We start from the raw sequence: 13,836 nt of genomic DNA, 5'->3' as shown, positions 1-13,836 counted from the left end.
ATAAAATTCATTCAAACTAATAACGAACCATATTAGAAATAATTTTATTTGAAGTATTTTTGTTGCTCAAAACAGTAATATGAAACCAGTTTATTTTGATAATGCCGCAACAACAGAATTAAGAGATGAAGTTGTTAATGAAATAACGAAGGTTCTTAAAACAAACTTCGGAAATGCTTCGTCTTCCCATAGTTTTGGGCGATCGTCAAAATCTTTAATCGAAAAATCTAGAAAAGCTATCGCGAGTTGTTTAAATGTTTCGGCGAGTGAAATTATTTTTACATCTGGAGGTACCGAGGCCGATAATTTAATTTTAAATAGTGCTGTTAGAGATTTAGAGGTTAAGCATATTATAACGAGTAGAATTGAACATCATGCTGTTTTACACACCGTAGAAGCTTTGCAAAACGGATTTAATATTGAGGTGAGTTATATTAATTTGGATACAAACGGAAACTTAGATTTCGAGCATTTGGAATCCTTATTACAAACCAATAAAAAAACATTGGTGAGCTTAATGCATATTAATAACGAAATAGGGAACATTACCGATATTAAGCGTGTGGCTAATTTATGTAAAGCGAATAATGCGTTTTTTCATAGTGATACTGTACAATCTGTAGGGCATTACAATTTAGATCTACAAGATATAAAAGTGGATTTCATTACAGCAGCAGGACATAAGTTTCACGGGCCAAAAGGTGTTGGTTTTGCTTTTATTAGAAAAAATGTAGGTTACGTTAAGCCTCTAATTTTTGGAGGAGAACAAGAACGTGGTTTACGAGCAGGAACCGAAAGTGTGCATAATATAGCAGGCTTAGAGTTGGCTTTAACGTTAATGAAGGAAAACGCCGAAAAAGAGCATGCCTATATAAAAGGACTTAAATTGTATTTTATAGATGAAATTAGCAAGGCTTTACCAGGAGTTACATTTAACGGCTTATCGGGAGATTTAGAGAAAAGTGCTTATACTATAATAAATGTTTGTTTACCTTTTGTTAGTAATAAGTTGGATATGATATTATTTCAGCTAGACCTAAAAGGGATCGCTTGTTCTAAAGGTAGTGCTTGCCAAAGTGGGAGTAATAAAAAATCTCATGTGTTATTAGAAATTCTTTCACCCGATGCATTAGAGAAACCGTCTTTAAGATTTTCATTTAGTATTTTTAATACAAAAGAAGAGATAGATTATGTTATTTCTATTTTGAAAGAATTCGCTTAGATTTGTTGTGTTTTTGGTAAATAATTCAGTTTAAGTGAGTTATTCGTCGGCTAAGTGTTTAATTGTCGGATATTTTTTTGTATAATTGTAGATTAATTCTTATTAAAAGAGTTGATTTAAGCCCAAAATATCATGAAGAACCTAAACTATTCTATCGTTTTACTTTTTTTTGTCCTTTTTCAAATGAACTCTTATAGTCAGGTAGGAATAGGAACTACCGATCCTCATATTTCTTCAGTTTTAGAAATGGAATCTACAACTCAAGGCGTTTTAACGCCTAGAATGACAACCTTGCAAAGAGTTGCTATTGCTACACCAGCCGATGGTTTATTGGTATTCGATATCGATGAAAGTGTCTTTTATTTTTACAATGGAACATCTTGGGTACCGCTAGAAGGCGCCGAAAAACGTGATAATTATAAGTTAGTTAAATCTGTGGCCGATTTGGCAGATGAGCTTGCGGCTGGTGGAGGCGCAGAGTATTTATTAACTACCGATTTTATGTACGAAATTAATGGACAAATAACTTTAGCGGCTCCAATTAATTTAAATGGCGCTTATTTAATTGGAGAAGATACAAATGAAGATATACTAGTAAATAGTGCTGGAGGAACTATATTTGAAGGAGCTACAGGGGGCTCAATAAGAGGTCTTACATTAACAGCTCCTGGGGGCACTGTTTTTAACTTGTCTGGAAGCTCTGGAACGGAACGCTTAGTGTTTCGAGACTGTGTTGTGTTAAGCTCAGGTTCGGTTGGTTCTATTTCTACATACGGCCTTGTCTTTGTTAGTATTGTTCAATTTGTAAATAATTCGGCAGGTATTACGTATGAAGATATTAATCAACTTCTATTAAATTCAGAAGGTTGGGCTAGTAATAACGGAGGAGTATATGAAACATTTATAGGTGATTTTGAAATTATAACTAAGCAAGGAGGGTTTAGTGAAGTCATTTCCGCGACGGCAGCAATAGATATTACAGGAATTACTTCTTTAATCGATGGTGGTATACATATTGTAGATTTTTACGGAAGTGGTAATTATATAAATGGAAGTTCTCCTTATGCGGGGTATAATTTTACAAACAATTGGGATATAAATAGCCCCGGTATTCCTGTTGAAACTGATGGTGTCGCCACTGGGGATATTAACTTTTCGGCTGCTGTTGGCTCAGGAACAAGTATTTCATTTACAGGTACAGGAACAAGTAGTAGAAAAAAAATATCAGGAACTACAGTTTCTAATAGTTTATTTCGCTTTGCTAAAGATGGTAATAATAGAATTACTTACGAGGGCAAGAAAACAAGATATTTTGGTATCACAGCTAGTTTATCATTTCAAGGCGATACCAATAGAACTATTTTTATTTTTTATCTAGCAAAAAACGGTAGCGTTATAGATCAAACAAAAGTTTATAGAGAAAATGGAGCAAATGAAGATGTTGGAGCTGCAGCTGTTGTGGGAACGGTTGAATTATCAGAAGGAGATTATGTAGAAGTTTGGGCAGAACGTTGGTCTGGTTCTGGAGGTTTAATATTGGTATCTTTAAATTTAATTGCTAGATAACCTTTAAAACCTCATACTAGTCTTCACATTAAAAACACGTGGTGTTAAGTAATTAGGAATCGCATATTGGCGTTTGCTATATACATCGCGCACCCAAGTGTTTGTTATAGAGTTTTGAGCATCAAACATATTGTAGATTTCAAACCCAAAAGACAAAGTTTTAAAAGGTTTTTTCCAACCATGTTCAAATTGTTTTTTGGCATCAACTAAAACAAACTGTAACCCTAAATCGGCACGTTTATAATCTGGCAATCTATTTTGATATTCATAGGCATCGGCATAACTTGGCGACCCTCCTGGTAAACCTGTATTATAAACCAGGTTTAAATACATTTTCATGTTTGGTACATTGGGTACATAATCTTGAAACAATGCAGCAAATTTTAAACGTTGATCGGTTGGGCGTGCAATATAGCCACGGTTGTCAATGTTTTCTTCATTTTTTAAATACCCGAAACTAAACCAAGATTCCGTTCCTGGCACAAACTCACCATTAAGGCGCATATCTAAACCGTAAGCATAGGCTTTTGCATTATTGTTAGCCGCATATCTAATACGTACATTTTCTAATGTATACGGATTAACATCGGTTATACCTTTGTAATAAAGCTCGGTAGTTAATTTAAATGGGCGATCCCACATTTTAAAACTATAATCGTTTCCTAGTACAACATGAAGCGATTTTTGCGCTTTTACATCTGGTTGGATAGTTCCCGAAGCATCACGTAATTCGCGATAAAAAGGTGGCTGATAATATAAACCTGTTGCTACTCTAAACAACATATCTTTTTCCCAATTTGGTTTTATGGTGAATTGTGCACGCGGACTAAATACAACTTGACTTGTATTTGAAATACCATCGCCGGAAACAGACCAACTATGCATTCTAGCACCAGCATTATACCAAACATCGTTATTGCCAATCATGGAGCGTTTACTCCATTGAGCGTAAGCTTGAAAGCGGTTAATTTGTGTGTTGTTTGTTGCGCGAACGTTTTGGTAAGGTGTTAACGGACCGCTAAAAGCTGCGTAAGGTTGCTCGTTTATAACTGTTTTTGGAGGTCTAATTGAAAACCCTGCCGAATCGATAACTTCCCATTCTACCAGGCGATCTCTAATATCTTCATGTGTGTATTTAACAGACCATTCAATACGGTTATCATCAATTTTTAAATCACCCTTATGTTCAATATTTGTAATTAAAGCATCTAGATCGTTTCGGCCGTGGTTTAATTGGCTTCCAACGCCTTCGCTAAATTCAACTTCACCTAAATTTTCATCTCCAATATTACTATTAACTTCACCTAAACGGTATTGAGATAAAATATCGAAATACTCTTCTTCTGTTGTGTGATAGGTTGATGCTATTAACTTCAATGTTAAATCGTCGTTAGCAAAGTATGTACCTTTAAAAGCTCCAAAATAAGTTTGGTATTCATCTTTTTCTTCACCTTCATAAAATACCAAAAGAGCAATAGGGTCGGTGAGTGTGCCAAAATTAGTCTGTCTAGTTTGCGGCTCAAAATTATATTTATTGATTGCAGCATTTCCTAGAAAACTCAACTGAAATTTATCTGTAAATTTATAAGTAAAAAAGGCCTGAGCGTCTGCAAATGTTGGTTTTACATTGGTTTCGGTTTCTTTGGCATCTACTAATAAACTATTGTCGCGGTAACGTACGCCAACAATACTTGTAAATTTTGAATCTTTACTTATATTTTCTACGGAAAGACTCCCGCCAAGTAAACTCAAATCGGCATTAATTTCAAACTGATATGGTGTTTTATAAGTAATGTCTAAAACGGATGATAATTTGTCGCCATATTTAGCTTGGAATCCACCTGCGGAAAAATCGACATTTTGGACTAAATTGGAGTTAACAAAACTTAATCCTTCTTGCTGACCAGAACGAATTAAAAATGGGCGATACACTTCTATATCGTTTACATAAACGAGATTTTCATCGTAATTACCACCACGCACAGCGTATTGTGTACTTAATTCATTGTTGTTGCTAACGCCTGGTAAAGTCATCAATAAATTTTCTACACCAGCATTTGCTCCAGGAATTTTTCTAATAGTCTCTGGTTTCAAGGTGATTATACCTTCAACATCTTTCCGGCGGTTACTTGTTATGGTTATAGCTGCTATTTGCTCTAACGAGGTACTCATAACAGGATTGAATTCGTAGGTTTCTCCATTCTTCAGATTAAAAGAACTTGATATTTTTTTAAACGAAAGGTGCGTAAATTCAACTAAAATATCTTCATTTACATTTATAGTTAAGCTGTAAAAACCATTGGCATTACTAACCGTTCCATTTATTCCTGATTTAATATTTACCTGTTCTATAGGCAAATTGTTTTCATCTAAAATAATACCTTTAATAGTTGCTGTTTGTGCGAACCCTATATAAAGGCTGAAAAAAAATAAACCGACAAGTAAAAGCTTTGTTTTCAAATGGTTGATGAGTTAGTTTGTGTTACTTCCTGTAAAATAACGCTTCAAAAGTAGAATTATTTCCAACATTATCTGTTACAATCACCTTTAAATTATTATTTGTATTGGTAAAATCGCCATCATCAAAATCGTAAGTCAAAGTATTTGTTTTGTATTCGTACTCCATTAAAATGAATTTCCCGTTAATGGTAGCTCTATAATTAGATATTCCCGAAAGGTCGTCGGTAATTTTAACTTTTAAATATCTAAAATTACTTAACCATTGCTTGTCTTTAAAATTGGCAGCTTTAATAGTAGGAGCAATGCTGTCTGTTGTTAAAGCATATTTACCTAAATATTTGGAGTTAGTTGTTAAAATATCACCTTTTCTTTTTGTGGTAGAATAGGCTGGATAATCTTTATATCCAATTAAGCGAGCAATGAAAAGTTTGTTTTTATCGACGTCTTTGTATTGGCTAACATCAAAGGAAATTTTAAAACTTTTTTTGGTTGGAACGGTATCATCATCTAAAAATAAGGTGTCGTTTTTTACTTCGAAGTCTAAATAGAAATCATTGTAAAAGGTGTCTTTATAAAAATCTACCGCAATTTTACCTTCTTTTAGGTTTGTTGCTTGGTTGGCTTTTATAAAATAAGGCGTCGTTTTTTCTTCTTTAACTGCGGTAATTGTCTTTTTTGTTCCTTTAATATTAACGGTTATCCAGGTTTCATTATTTTTATAATCGGAAACGCGAATTTTATAAACAGAATTTGTACTGTCTGTTATAGCTAAAACACCATTGTTGGTAACCGATTTAAGTAAGCTTAACGGATTATGCTTTTTATACAAACGCTGAATACGTTCTTTTTTAGTTTTATAATGTTCGTAATCTATAAATGTATTTATGTGTTTGGTTTCATCGAATGAAAATTCTTTGAAATCGATTTCAAAATTACGTTGTCCATTAATAACCGTTTGTATGTTGTAAACGCCATTAGAGTTTCCTGCTAAGTCTTGTCTGTCTATTGTTTTAATACCAAAACCTATATTACCAATAGCATTAATTTTTTCTGTAACAAAATCACCGTTTTTTAAAGGAATGAGTCTAACTTTTTGTTTTTTATTCTTCTTATTAACAAAAGAATTTTTATCTAACGGATATGCATAAAGCGACTGTATTACTGGTGCTGTTGTATCTAAAATATCTATACCAAAAAGCATGGGGTTTATTGGGTGCTCATCTTTGTTTCTAATTTCGAAATGAAGATGTGGCCCTCCAGAACTGCCTGTGTTTCCGCTGTAGGCTACAATATCTCCTTGGGTTATAGGTAATTCTTCTGGAGTAGGGAATAGCTCAATTTCGTAACCTTCTTCCTCGTATTGCTTCTTTTTAATATAAGCTTGAATCTCGGGCGAAAATTTTTGCAAATGCGCATAAACCGTGGTGTAACCGTTTGGATGCGTAATATAAAGGGCTTTTCCGTAGCCGTAATGTGCAATTTTAATACGACTTACAAATCCACTGGCCGAAGCTTTAACTTTTAAACCCGTGCGTTGTTGCGTTTTTATATCGAGTCCTGAATGGAAATGGTTGGAACGTAGTTCTGCAAAAGTACCAGCTAGAACTAAAGTTCCATCTAAAGGGTTTGCAAAGTAATCTTGCGGATAATTATTTTGAGCGTTCAAAAACAATGAACAAAACAGAAAAAGAGAAAGGATAAATTTCATAGGATAATTGTAACTGCAAAAATATTCATTTGAGATGAAAACACAAAGGATAAAGCAAAAAGTAAGCCATTGTATTGAAAAAGAATTTTAAGGAATAATCTAAAAATTTATTGAAAAACAATTGTAAATTATAGCTAGGTTGGTTAACTTTGTGATATAAGTATTGAAATTGGTAAATGAGTAATATTGAGGATATTGTAGATTCGTTAGAAAACAAAATTAGCAAGGTATTACACAAGGTAGAGCTTTTAAAGCAAACTAATTTGAAATTAAATGAAGAATTAGAAGTTTCAAAGCAGGAAATTTTGAACCAAAAAAAGCTAAATGCTAATTGGGAAGAAAAATATGAAGCTCTTAGAATTGCAAATTCAATGCTTGGTGGTGACGATAATAAAAGAGAAACTAAGCTTAAAATAAATGCCTTAATTAGAGAAATTGACCATTGTATTGGACAACTATCTGAGTAATGCTAATTAAATTCAATGTCGGAAAAGCTTAAAATAAAGCTGTCTATTGCTAATCGGGTATATCCTTTAACTATTGACCCAAGTCAAGAAGAAGGACTCCGTAAAGCATCAAAAAGCATTGAAGTAATGATTAAACAATTTGAGCAAAGTTATTCTGTTCGAGATAAACAAGATGTTTTGGCCATGTGTGCCTTACAATTTGCCTCTCAAGTAGAGCAGAAGTCTATAGATAAAACAAATGTAAACGAGCATGTTGAAGAAAAACTTGTGGCGCTTAATAATTTGTTGGATTCGTTTATAGTTTCTTAATTCGTTCTTTAAAATAAACTAAAAAGTTACTGCCTACATTGGTTATTTTTTTTGATAAACTCAACGTTAATTCTTTAAAAAGGGTGAGTTTAAGTTGTAAAAGCAGGCTGCAATACTAAATTTATTTAGTGTTTGGCAGATCCTTGATCAGCTTGTTAGCCCTAAACTTGTTTTTAAGGAGTTTATACAAAACTTTATGCCGGTGTAGGCTTTTTTATATATTATTATTAACTAAATTAAACGATGGATAACTCAATTATATTTGCAGTAGGTGGTGTTGTTTTAGGGCTTGCAATAGGCTTTATTATAGCAAAAATGTTAGAAAAAAACAATGCTTCAAAACTCATAAAAAACGCAAAAAAAAATGCAGCGTTAATACTTAAACAAGCCAATGTAGAAGGTGAGAGTATTAAAAAAGATAAAATGCTTCAGGCTAAAGAGAAGTTCTTAGAGCTAAAAGCAGAGCATGAAAAAGTTATTTTAAGTCGCGATAAAAAAATGGGAGAAGCTGAAAAGCGCACCCGAGATAAAGAATCGCAAATATCTAACGAGCTTTCTAAAAGTAAAAAAGCTAACGATAGTTTAGATAGTAAAATAAAAGATTATAACCATCGACTTGATGTACTAGAAAGTAAACAAGAAGAGGTTGAAAGATTACACAGAAGCCAAGTACAACAACTCGAAGTTATTTCTAGCCTTTCGGCAGAAGATGCTAAGGAGCAATTAGTAGAGTCTTTAAAAGGTGAAGCTAAGAATGATGCGATGGCTTTTATACAAAGTTCTTTAGAGGAAGCGAAGCTAACAGCCGAGCAAGATGCGAAGAAAATTATTATAAATACTATACAGCGTATTGGAACAGAAGAAGCAGTTGATAACTGTGTATCTGTATTTAATATAGAATCTGATGATGTTAAAGGACGAATTATTGGTCGTGAAGGTCGAAATATTCGCGCCATTGAAGCTGCAACAGGTGTAGAAATTATTGTTGATGATACTCCGGAAGCAATTATCTTATCATGTTTCGATTCTGTGAGACGTGAAATTGCACGTTTATCACTTCATAAATTAGTTACAGATGGTAGAATACATCCTGCACGAATTGAAGAGATTGTAAAGAAAACTCAAAAACAAATTGAGCAAGAAATTATAGAAGTTGGTAAGCGTACGGTTATCGATTTAGGAATTCATAATCTACACCCAGAATTAATTAAAATGGTTGGTAGAATGAAATACCGCTCATCTTACGGGCAAAACTTACTACAGCACTCGCGTGAAGTTGCTAAGCTTTGTGGTGTAATGGCTGCAGAATTAGGATTAAACCCTAAGTTAGCTAAACGTGCCGGACTGTTACATGATATTGGTAAAGTGCCAGATGCAGAAACAGATATGGAAACGCCACACGCGATTCTAGGTATGCAATGGGCTGAGAAATATGGAGAAAAAGACGATGTAATAAATGCGATTGGTGCTCACCACGACGAAATAGAAATGAAATCGTTATTAGCACCTATTATTCAAGTTTGTGATGCTATATCTGGAGCAAGACCAGGAGCACGTAGACAAGTTTTAGATAGTTATATTCAACGTTTAAAAGATTTAGAAGAAATAGCCTTCGGTTTTAACGGTGTTAAGAAAGCATACGCTATTCAGGCAGGTAGAGAACTACGTGTTATTGTTGAAAGCGAAAAGGTTAACGACCAAACTGCTGCTGATTTATCGTTTAGTATTTCTCAAAAAATACAAACAGATATGACGTATCCAGGACAAGTAAAAGTAACTGTAATTAGAGAAACTCGTGCCGTGAATATCGCGAAGTAATTATTTAGAGTTAAAGTTTTTTAAAGCTTTCCTTTTTTTTATTAAGAAGGAAAGCTTTTTCTTTTGGAAAAAAGAGTTTAAAGGTGGTCCCTATATTTAATTCACTTTCAATCGTAATTTGCCCACCTAAATCTTCAACTTGTATTTTGGTTAGGTAAAGACCAATACCTTCAGAGTCTTCTCTGTTACTCTCGTGGAATGTATTGTACATGCCAAAAACTTGATCTTTGTATTTGTTTAAATCAATACCAATACCATTGTCGGTAATAGAAATTTCGAAACCTTCATTTTTTTCAGTACTCTTAATATTAACTTTTGGAGTAACACTGGCATCAACATATTTTATAGCATTAGATATTAAATTATGAAAAATGCTTTCTAAATATGCCGAATTACCCGTAAGGAATAAATTAGAAGGTATATCTGTATTTATAATTGCTTCTTTTGAAGCTATATCAATAGAAAGATTATCTAAGCTATCTACAATAACGTTACTTATATTAACATTATTTGTTAGGTCGTTATATTCAGAGTTTACACTAATTACATCACTTAAATTGCTAATAGTAGTGGTTAAAGCGGAAGAAATGGTTTTTAAATAATTAAACATTTCATCTTTTTCTTCTTGAGTTTTAGCAGAATCATGAAATTCTAATACGTTTTTAAAATTACCAATATGAGTTCTTAAATTATGAGAAACAATATGTGTAAAATTATAAAGCCGTTTATTTTGGCTAGTGATTACATTAAAATTTTCATTTAAAAGCATCTCATCTTCTTTACGTTTGGTAATGTCGATATGTGTACCTATTATACGTAATGGTTTGCCTATTTTATCTTTACTAACAATTTTTCCTTGATCTAAAATCCAGCGGTAGGTTCCATCTTTACACAGTACCCGATGTTCATTCTTGTATATTTCTATTTCTCCAGATAAATGTTTTTGAAAATCATAATGATAAGCATCTCTGTCTTCAGGATGTACACGATTATTCCATTCGTCTGCATTGCTTCCGATTTCGTTGTCTTCGTAGCCTAAAATGTTTTTTGATTCAGCAGAATAGAATACTTTGTTTGTTTTTGCATCCCAATCCCAAACTCCTATTTTAGAGTTTTCTACGGCAAATTGCCATTTTAAACTGTCAGATTCAGTGGAATTTGATGTGCGTTTAAAAAGATTACGAATCGGAGAGAATATGCTCTTTACCATATGGTTTTCTTAGGGTTAAAATTTAAAATAAAACTTAAGTAGGTATTAATTTAGACTCCTTAATTATTTACACGTCACAATAGGTCTTGATTTATTTGGGTTGCTTACTAAATTTTTTATTTTCTTGGATGAAATTGTTCTACAACCTTAGTTAAATGGTTTCTATCTAAATGTACATAAATTTCAGTTGTTGTTATACTTTCGTGCCCAAGCATGAGCTGAATAGATCTTAAATCGGCATTGTTTTGAAGTAAATGCGTGGCAAATGAATGTCTAAAAGTATGTGGAGAAATACTTTTCTTTAAATCAATTTTTACTGCTAATTGTTTAATTATAGTAAAAATCATGGCGCGTGTTAATTGTTTGCCACGGCGATTTAAAAATAAAGTGTCTTCAAAACCAGCCTGAATATTCATATGATTTCTAATTTCTGTTCTGTAGATATTAATATACTTTTTAGTAATATCTATAATAGGAACGAAACGTTGTTTGTCTCCTTTTCCTGTCACTTTTATGAAACCCTCTTCAAAAAATAAATCCGATAATTTTAAATTAACCAATTCACTAACCCGTAAACCACAGCCGTATAGTGTTTCTAGCATTGCTCTATTGCGTTCTCCCTCGGGTTTGCTTAAATCTATGGCTTTTATTAGATTGTCAATTTCTTCTTCCGATAAGGTATCGGGAAGTTTTCTTCCAATTTTAGGGGATTCGATAAGCTCTAGCGGATTGTCTATTCGATAATCTTCAAAAACTAAATAATTGAAAAAGCTTCGTAAACCAGAAATGAGTCTAGATTGTGAGCGTTCGTTAATTTTTTTTGATACGCTATAAATAAATTCCCTAATAGTTGTATCAGTAATTGAAATAGGCGCTTCTTTAATCTCTTTATCGTCTAAAAAAGAAATTAGTTTTTGAACATCTAACACATAACTATTTATTGAGTTTTGTGATAAACCTCTTTCTATCTTTAAATAAAAAGTATAATCCTTTATGGCTTGACTCCATTTCATTAGGATAAAAGTAAAGAATTTTTCGGATTAAATTAAGGCAGAATTGTTTATATTTTTGGAAGTGTTTAGTAAACAAATGAATAAGGAATAATTGCAAATTTAGAGAAATAAAAAAAATGATTTTAGGTCTTTTTTGTGTTAAAAAAAAAGTTTTTTCTGTACATGTTGATTCTCAATAACTTGTAGTATAAAAATTGTTAAAATTATCATAAAACAAGACTAAAGGTTAATTAAAAGGATAAACAGCCTTTTATTTGCGGAATATTTATAATAAAACATTTAAATTATGAAAAAATTATTTTTTGCTGCAGCAATTGCAGTTTTCGGATTTACTTCAGTAAATGCACAAGATGATATTAGTGAATTTGGTTTTGAAGAAGGTAACGTTTTTGTTGAAGGGAGCTTAGGCTTTAACAGTACTAATGACAAAAACTTTGATACAAAATCTAGCGCTTTTAACTTTACTCCAAAAGTAGGTTATTTTTTAAATGATGATTTAGCAGTTGGTGTTCAATTAGATTTTGGTACAGCTAAAACCTCTACATCTGGAACAGATACTTCTAAAAACTCAAATATTGGAATTGGTGCTTTTGGACGTTATTACTTTTTAGATTTAGGAAAACGTTTTAAAACTTATACTGAGCTTGGTGTTGGGTATAACTCATTAGACGACAAAATTTCTGATGTTAAAGTTAATTCAATTGGAGCTGGTTTAGATTTAGGTCTTAACTATTTTGTAAAAGAAAACATTGCACTTACTTTTGGATTAGATAATGTTTTGGCATATTCTTCTTCTAAAGTAGATGTATCTGGAGCTAAAGCGACAAGCAACTTCAACTTTGGAGTAGGAGAGGTAAACAACCCTTTTGGTGGAACGGCTAATTTTGGAGTATTATTTGTATTCTAAATAATAGTTCAAAAAAATATTTAATTAAAGGAAGTCGTAATGGCTTCCTTTTTTTTATGCCTAAAAATTAAATATATTTACCATATGAAAAAACTAATCATCATCAACGGCCCCAATTTAAATTTATTAGGAAAAAGAGAACCTGAAATTTATGGTAGTTTAACTTTTGAAGAATTTTTTAAGGACTTAAAAGAAAAATATCCAACAGTAAGCTTGGAGTATTATCAATCTAATATAGAAGGCGAACTTATTGATAAGTTGCATGAAGTCGGTTTTAGTTATGATGGCGTTATATTAAACGCTGGTGCTTATACGCATACTTCAATAGGTATTGGCGATGCTATAAAAGGTATTTCCACTCCTGTTGTAGAAGTGCATATTTCTAATACGTTTTCTAGAGAAGAATTCCGTCATCAATCTTACATTTCGCCAAATGCTAAAGGTGTTATTTTAGGTTTCGGAATGCCAAGTTATGGGTTAGCTATTCAGAGTTTTTTGTAAAAAAAATTAAGTTTAAATTATAAAACCGTTATGAAGGATTAACAAATATTAAAGCTAGCTTTGTGTTGTATTAAATTTACAACCAATTAGATATGAAGCAAGCTTTACTTATTTTATGTGTAATCTATCCAGCTTTTTTTATTTTAAATGCTCAAGAGAAAGAGAAAGAGAAAGAGAACTCATTTGTAATTAGTGATCAAGTTAATATAAATAATGAGGTTTTACCATTTTCAAACTACTTTTCAGAATATAGATTAAATGATAATTGGGTTGTTCGAGCTGAAAATATTGAAACTAACTTTGGAGGTTTTGGTGAGAGTTACCGTATTAAAGAATTTCCATTATTAGCAAAATATAGCTTTACTGAAAAGTTTAGTGTGCTCTTTGGGCCAACCACAAATTTACTTCTAAAAAATGGAACTGTTGAAGATGTTTCAGCATCAGGAACTCTTGGTGTTCAATATGATTTTACCGAGTCCTTTTTAATGGAAGCTCGGTTTAATTATAATTTAAGCAACGACAGTCCGTTTAAACAAAGTTTACCAAGTACAAACTCACTTTTTAAATTAGGAGCTAAATATAAGTTCTAAAAAAAAGTGCTATTCAATATTTATTGAATAGCACTTTTTATATTTCTAACGTGTAATAACGTTTT

At 32.3% G+C, this 13,836-nt stretch carries 12 protein-coding genes and 1 other RNA gene; 9 read left to right on the top strand and 4 right to left on the bottom strand.

Annotation, left to right across the window (positions count from 1 at the left end; translation table 11 throughout):
- The first annotated feature begins 79 nt into the window (after positions 1-79).
- Positions 80-1,222, top strand: a complete 1,143-nt coding sequence (locus GQR97_RS17975; RefSeq protein ID WP_158850931.1) for a cysteine desulfurase family protein — start codon at positions 80-82, stop codon at positions 1,220-1,222.
- A 132-nt stretch (positions 1,223-1,354) separates the two neighbouring features.
- On the top strand, positions 1,355-2,788 hold the full coding sequence (locus GQR97_RS17970; RefSeq protein WP_158850929.1) for a hypothetical protein: 1,434 nt from the start codon (positions 1,355-1,357) through the stop codon (positions 2,786-2,788).
- 3 nt (positions 2,789-2,791) lie between these two features.
- Here GQR97_RS17970 and GQR97_RS17965 read toward each other — a convergent pair whose 3' ends face one another.
- The gene (locus GQR97_RS17965) at positions 2,792-5,248 is read right to left on the bottom strand and encodes a carboxypeptidase-like regulatory domain-containing protein (RefSeq protein WP_158850927.1); all 2,457 of its coding nucleotides are present in this window, start codon (positions 5,246-5,248) and stop codon (positions 2,792-2,794) included.
- Between the two features lie 22 nt (positions 5,249-5,270).
- The gene (locus GQR97_RS17960) at positions 5,271-6,956 is read right to left on the bottom strand and encodes a M23 family metallopeptidase (RefSeq protein WP_158850925.1); all 1,686 of its coding nucleotides are present in this window, start codon (positions 6,954-6,956) and stop codon (positions 5,271-5,273) included.
- 176 nt (positions 6,957-7,132) lie between these two features.
- On the opposite strand from GQR97_RS17960, the gene GQR97_RS17955 reads away from it, so the two are divergent.
- The 4 genes from GQR97_RS17955 (at position 7,133) to rny (ending at position 9,550) form a co-directional block, all read left to right on the top strand.
- Entirely contained in the window at positions 7,133-7,423 is a 291-nt protein-coding gene (locus GQR97_RS17955) for a hypothetical protein (RefSeq protein WP_158850923.1), read from the top strand.
- 15 nt (positions 7,424-7,438) lie between these two features.
- On the top strand, positions 7,439-7,732 hold the full coding sequence (locus tag GQR97_RS17950; protein ID WP_158850921.1) for a cell division protein ZapA: 294 nt from the start codon (positions 7,439-7,441) through the stop codon (positions 7,730-7,732).
- A 58-nt stretch (positions 7,733-7,790) separates the two neighbouring features.
- Positions 7,791-7,916, top strand: a non-coding RNA gene (gene ssrS, locus GQR97_RS17945) — 6S RNA.
- Positions 7,917-7,975: 59 nt separating this feature from the next.
- Positions 7,976-9,550: a ribonuclease Y gene (rny, locus tag GQR97_RS17940; protein ID WP_158850919.1), complete on the top strand. Its 1,575-nt coding sequence runs from the start codon at positions 7,976-7,978 to the stop codon at positions 9,548-9,550.
- Between the two features lie 10 nt (positions 9,551-9,560).
- Here rny and GQR97_RS17935 read toward each other — a convergent pair whose 3' ends face one another.
- On the bottom strand, positions 9,561-10,760 hold the full coding sequence (locus GQR97_RS17935; protein WP_158850917.1) for a sensor histidine kinase: 1,200 nt from the start codon (positions 10,758-10,760) through the stop codon (positions 9,561-9,563).
- Between the two features lie 116 nt (positions 10,761-10,876).
- The gene (gene xerD, locus GQR97_RS17930) at positions 10,877-11,773 is read right to left on the bottom strand and encodes a site-specific tyrosine recombinase XerD (protein WP_158850915.1); all 897 of its coding nucleotides are present in this window, start codon (positions 11,771-11,773) and stop codon (positions 10,877-10,879) included.
- A 286-nt stretch (positions 11,774-12,059) separates the two neighbouring features.
- Between xerD and GQR97_RS17925 the strand changes: the two genes are divergently transcribed.
- The 3 genes from GQR97_RS17925 (at position 12,060) to GQR97_RS17915 (ending at position 13,771) form a co-directional block, all read left to right on the top strand.
- A complete protein-coding gene (locus GQR97_RS17925; protein WP_158850913.1) occupies positions 12,060-12,680 on the top strand; it encodes an outer membrane beta-barrel protein in 621 nt (206 codons plus the stop codon).
- 84 nt (positions 12,681-12,764) lie between these two features.
- On the top strand, positions 12,765-13,181 hold the full coding sequence (gene aroQ, locus GQR97_RS17920; protein ID WP_158850911.1) for a type II 3-dehydroquinate dehydratase: 417 nt from the start codon (positions 12,765-12,767) through the stop codon (positions 13,179-13,181).
- Between the two features lie 92 nt (positions 13,182-13,273).
- Positions 13,274-13,771, top strand: a complete 498-nt coding sequence (locus GQR97_RS17915; protein WP_158850909.1) for an outer membrane protein — start codon at positions 13,274-13,276, stop codon at positions 13,769-13,771.
- Positions 13,772-13,836 lie beyond the last annotated feature (65 nt).

Origin of the sequence: Algibacter sp. L1A34, assembly GCF_009796805.1 — a bacterium.
GTDB lineage: Bacteria > Bacteroidota > Bacteroidia > Flavobacteriales > Flavobacteriaceae > Algibacter.
This window is presented reverse-complemented; position numbering and strand designations above follow the sequence as displayed.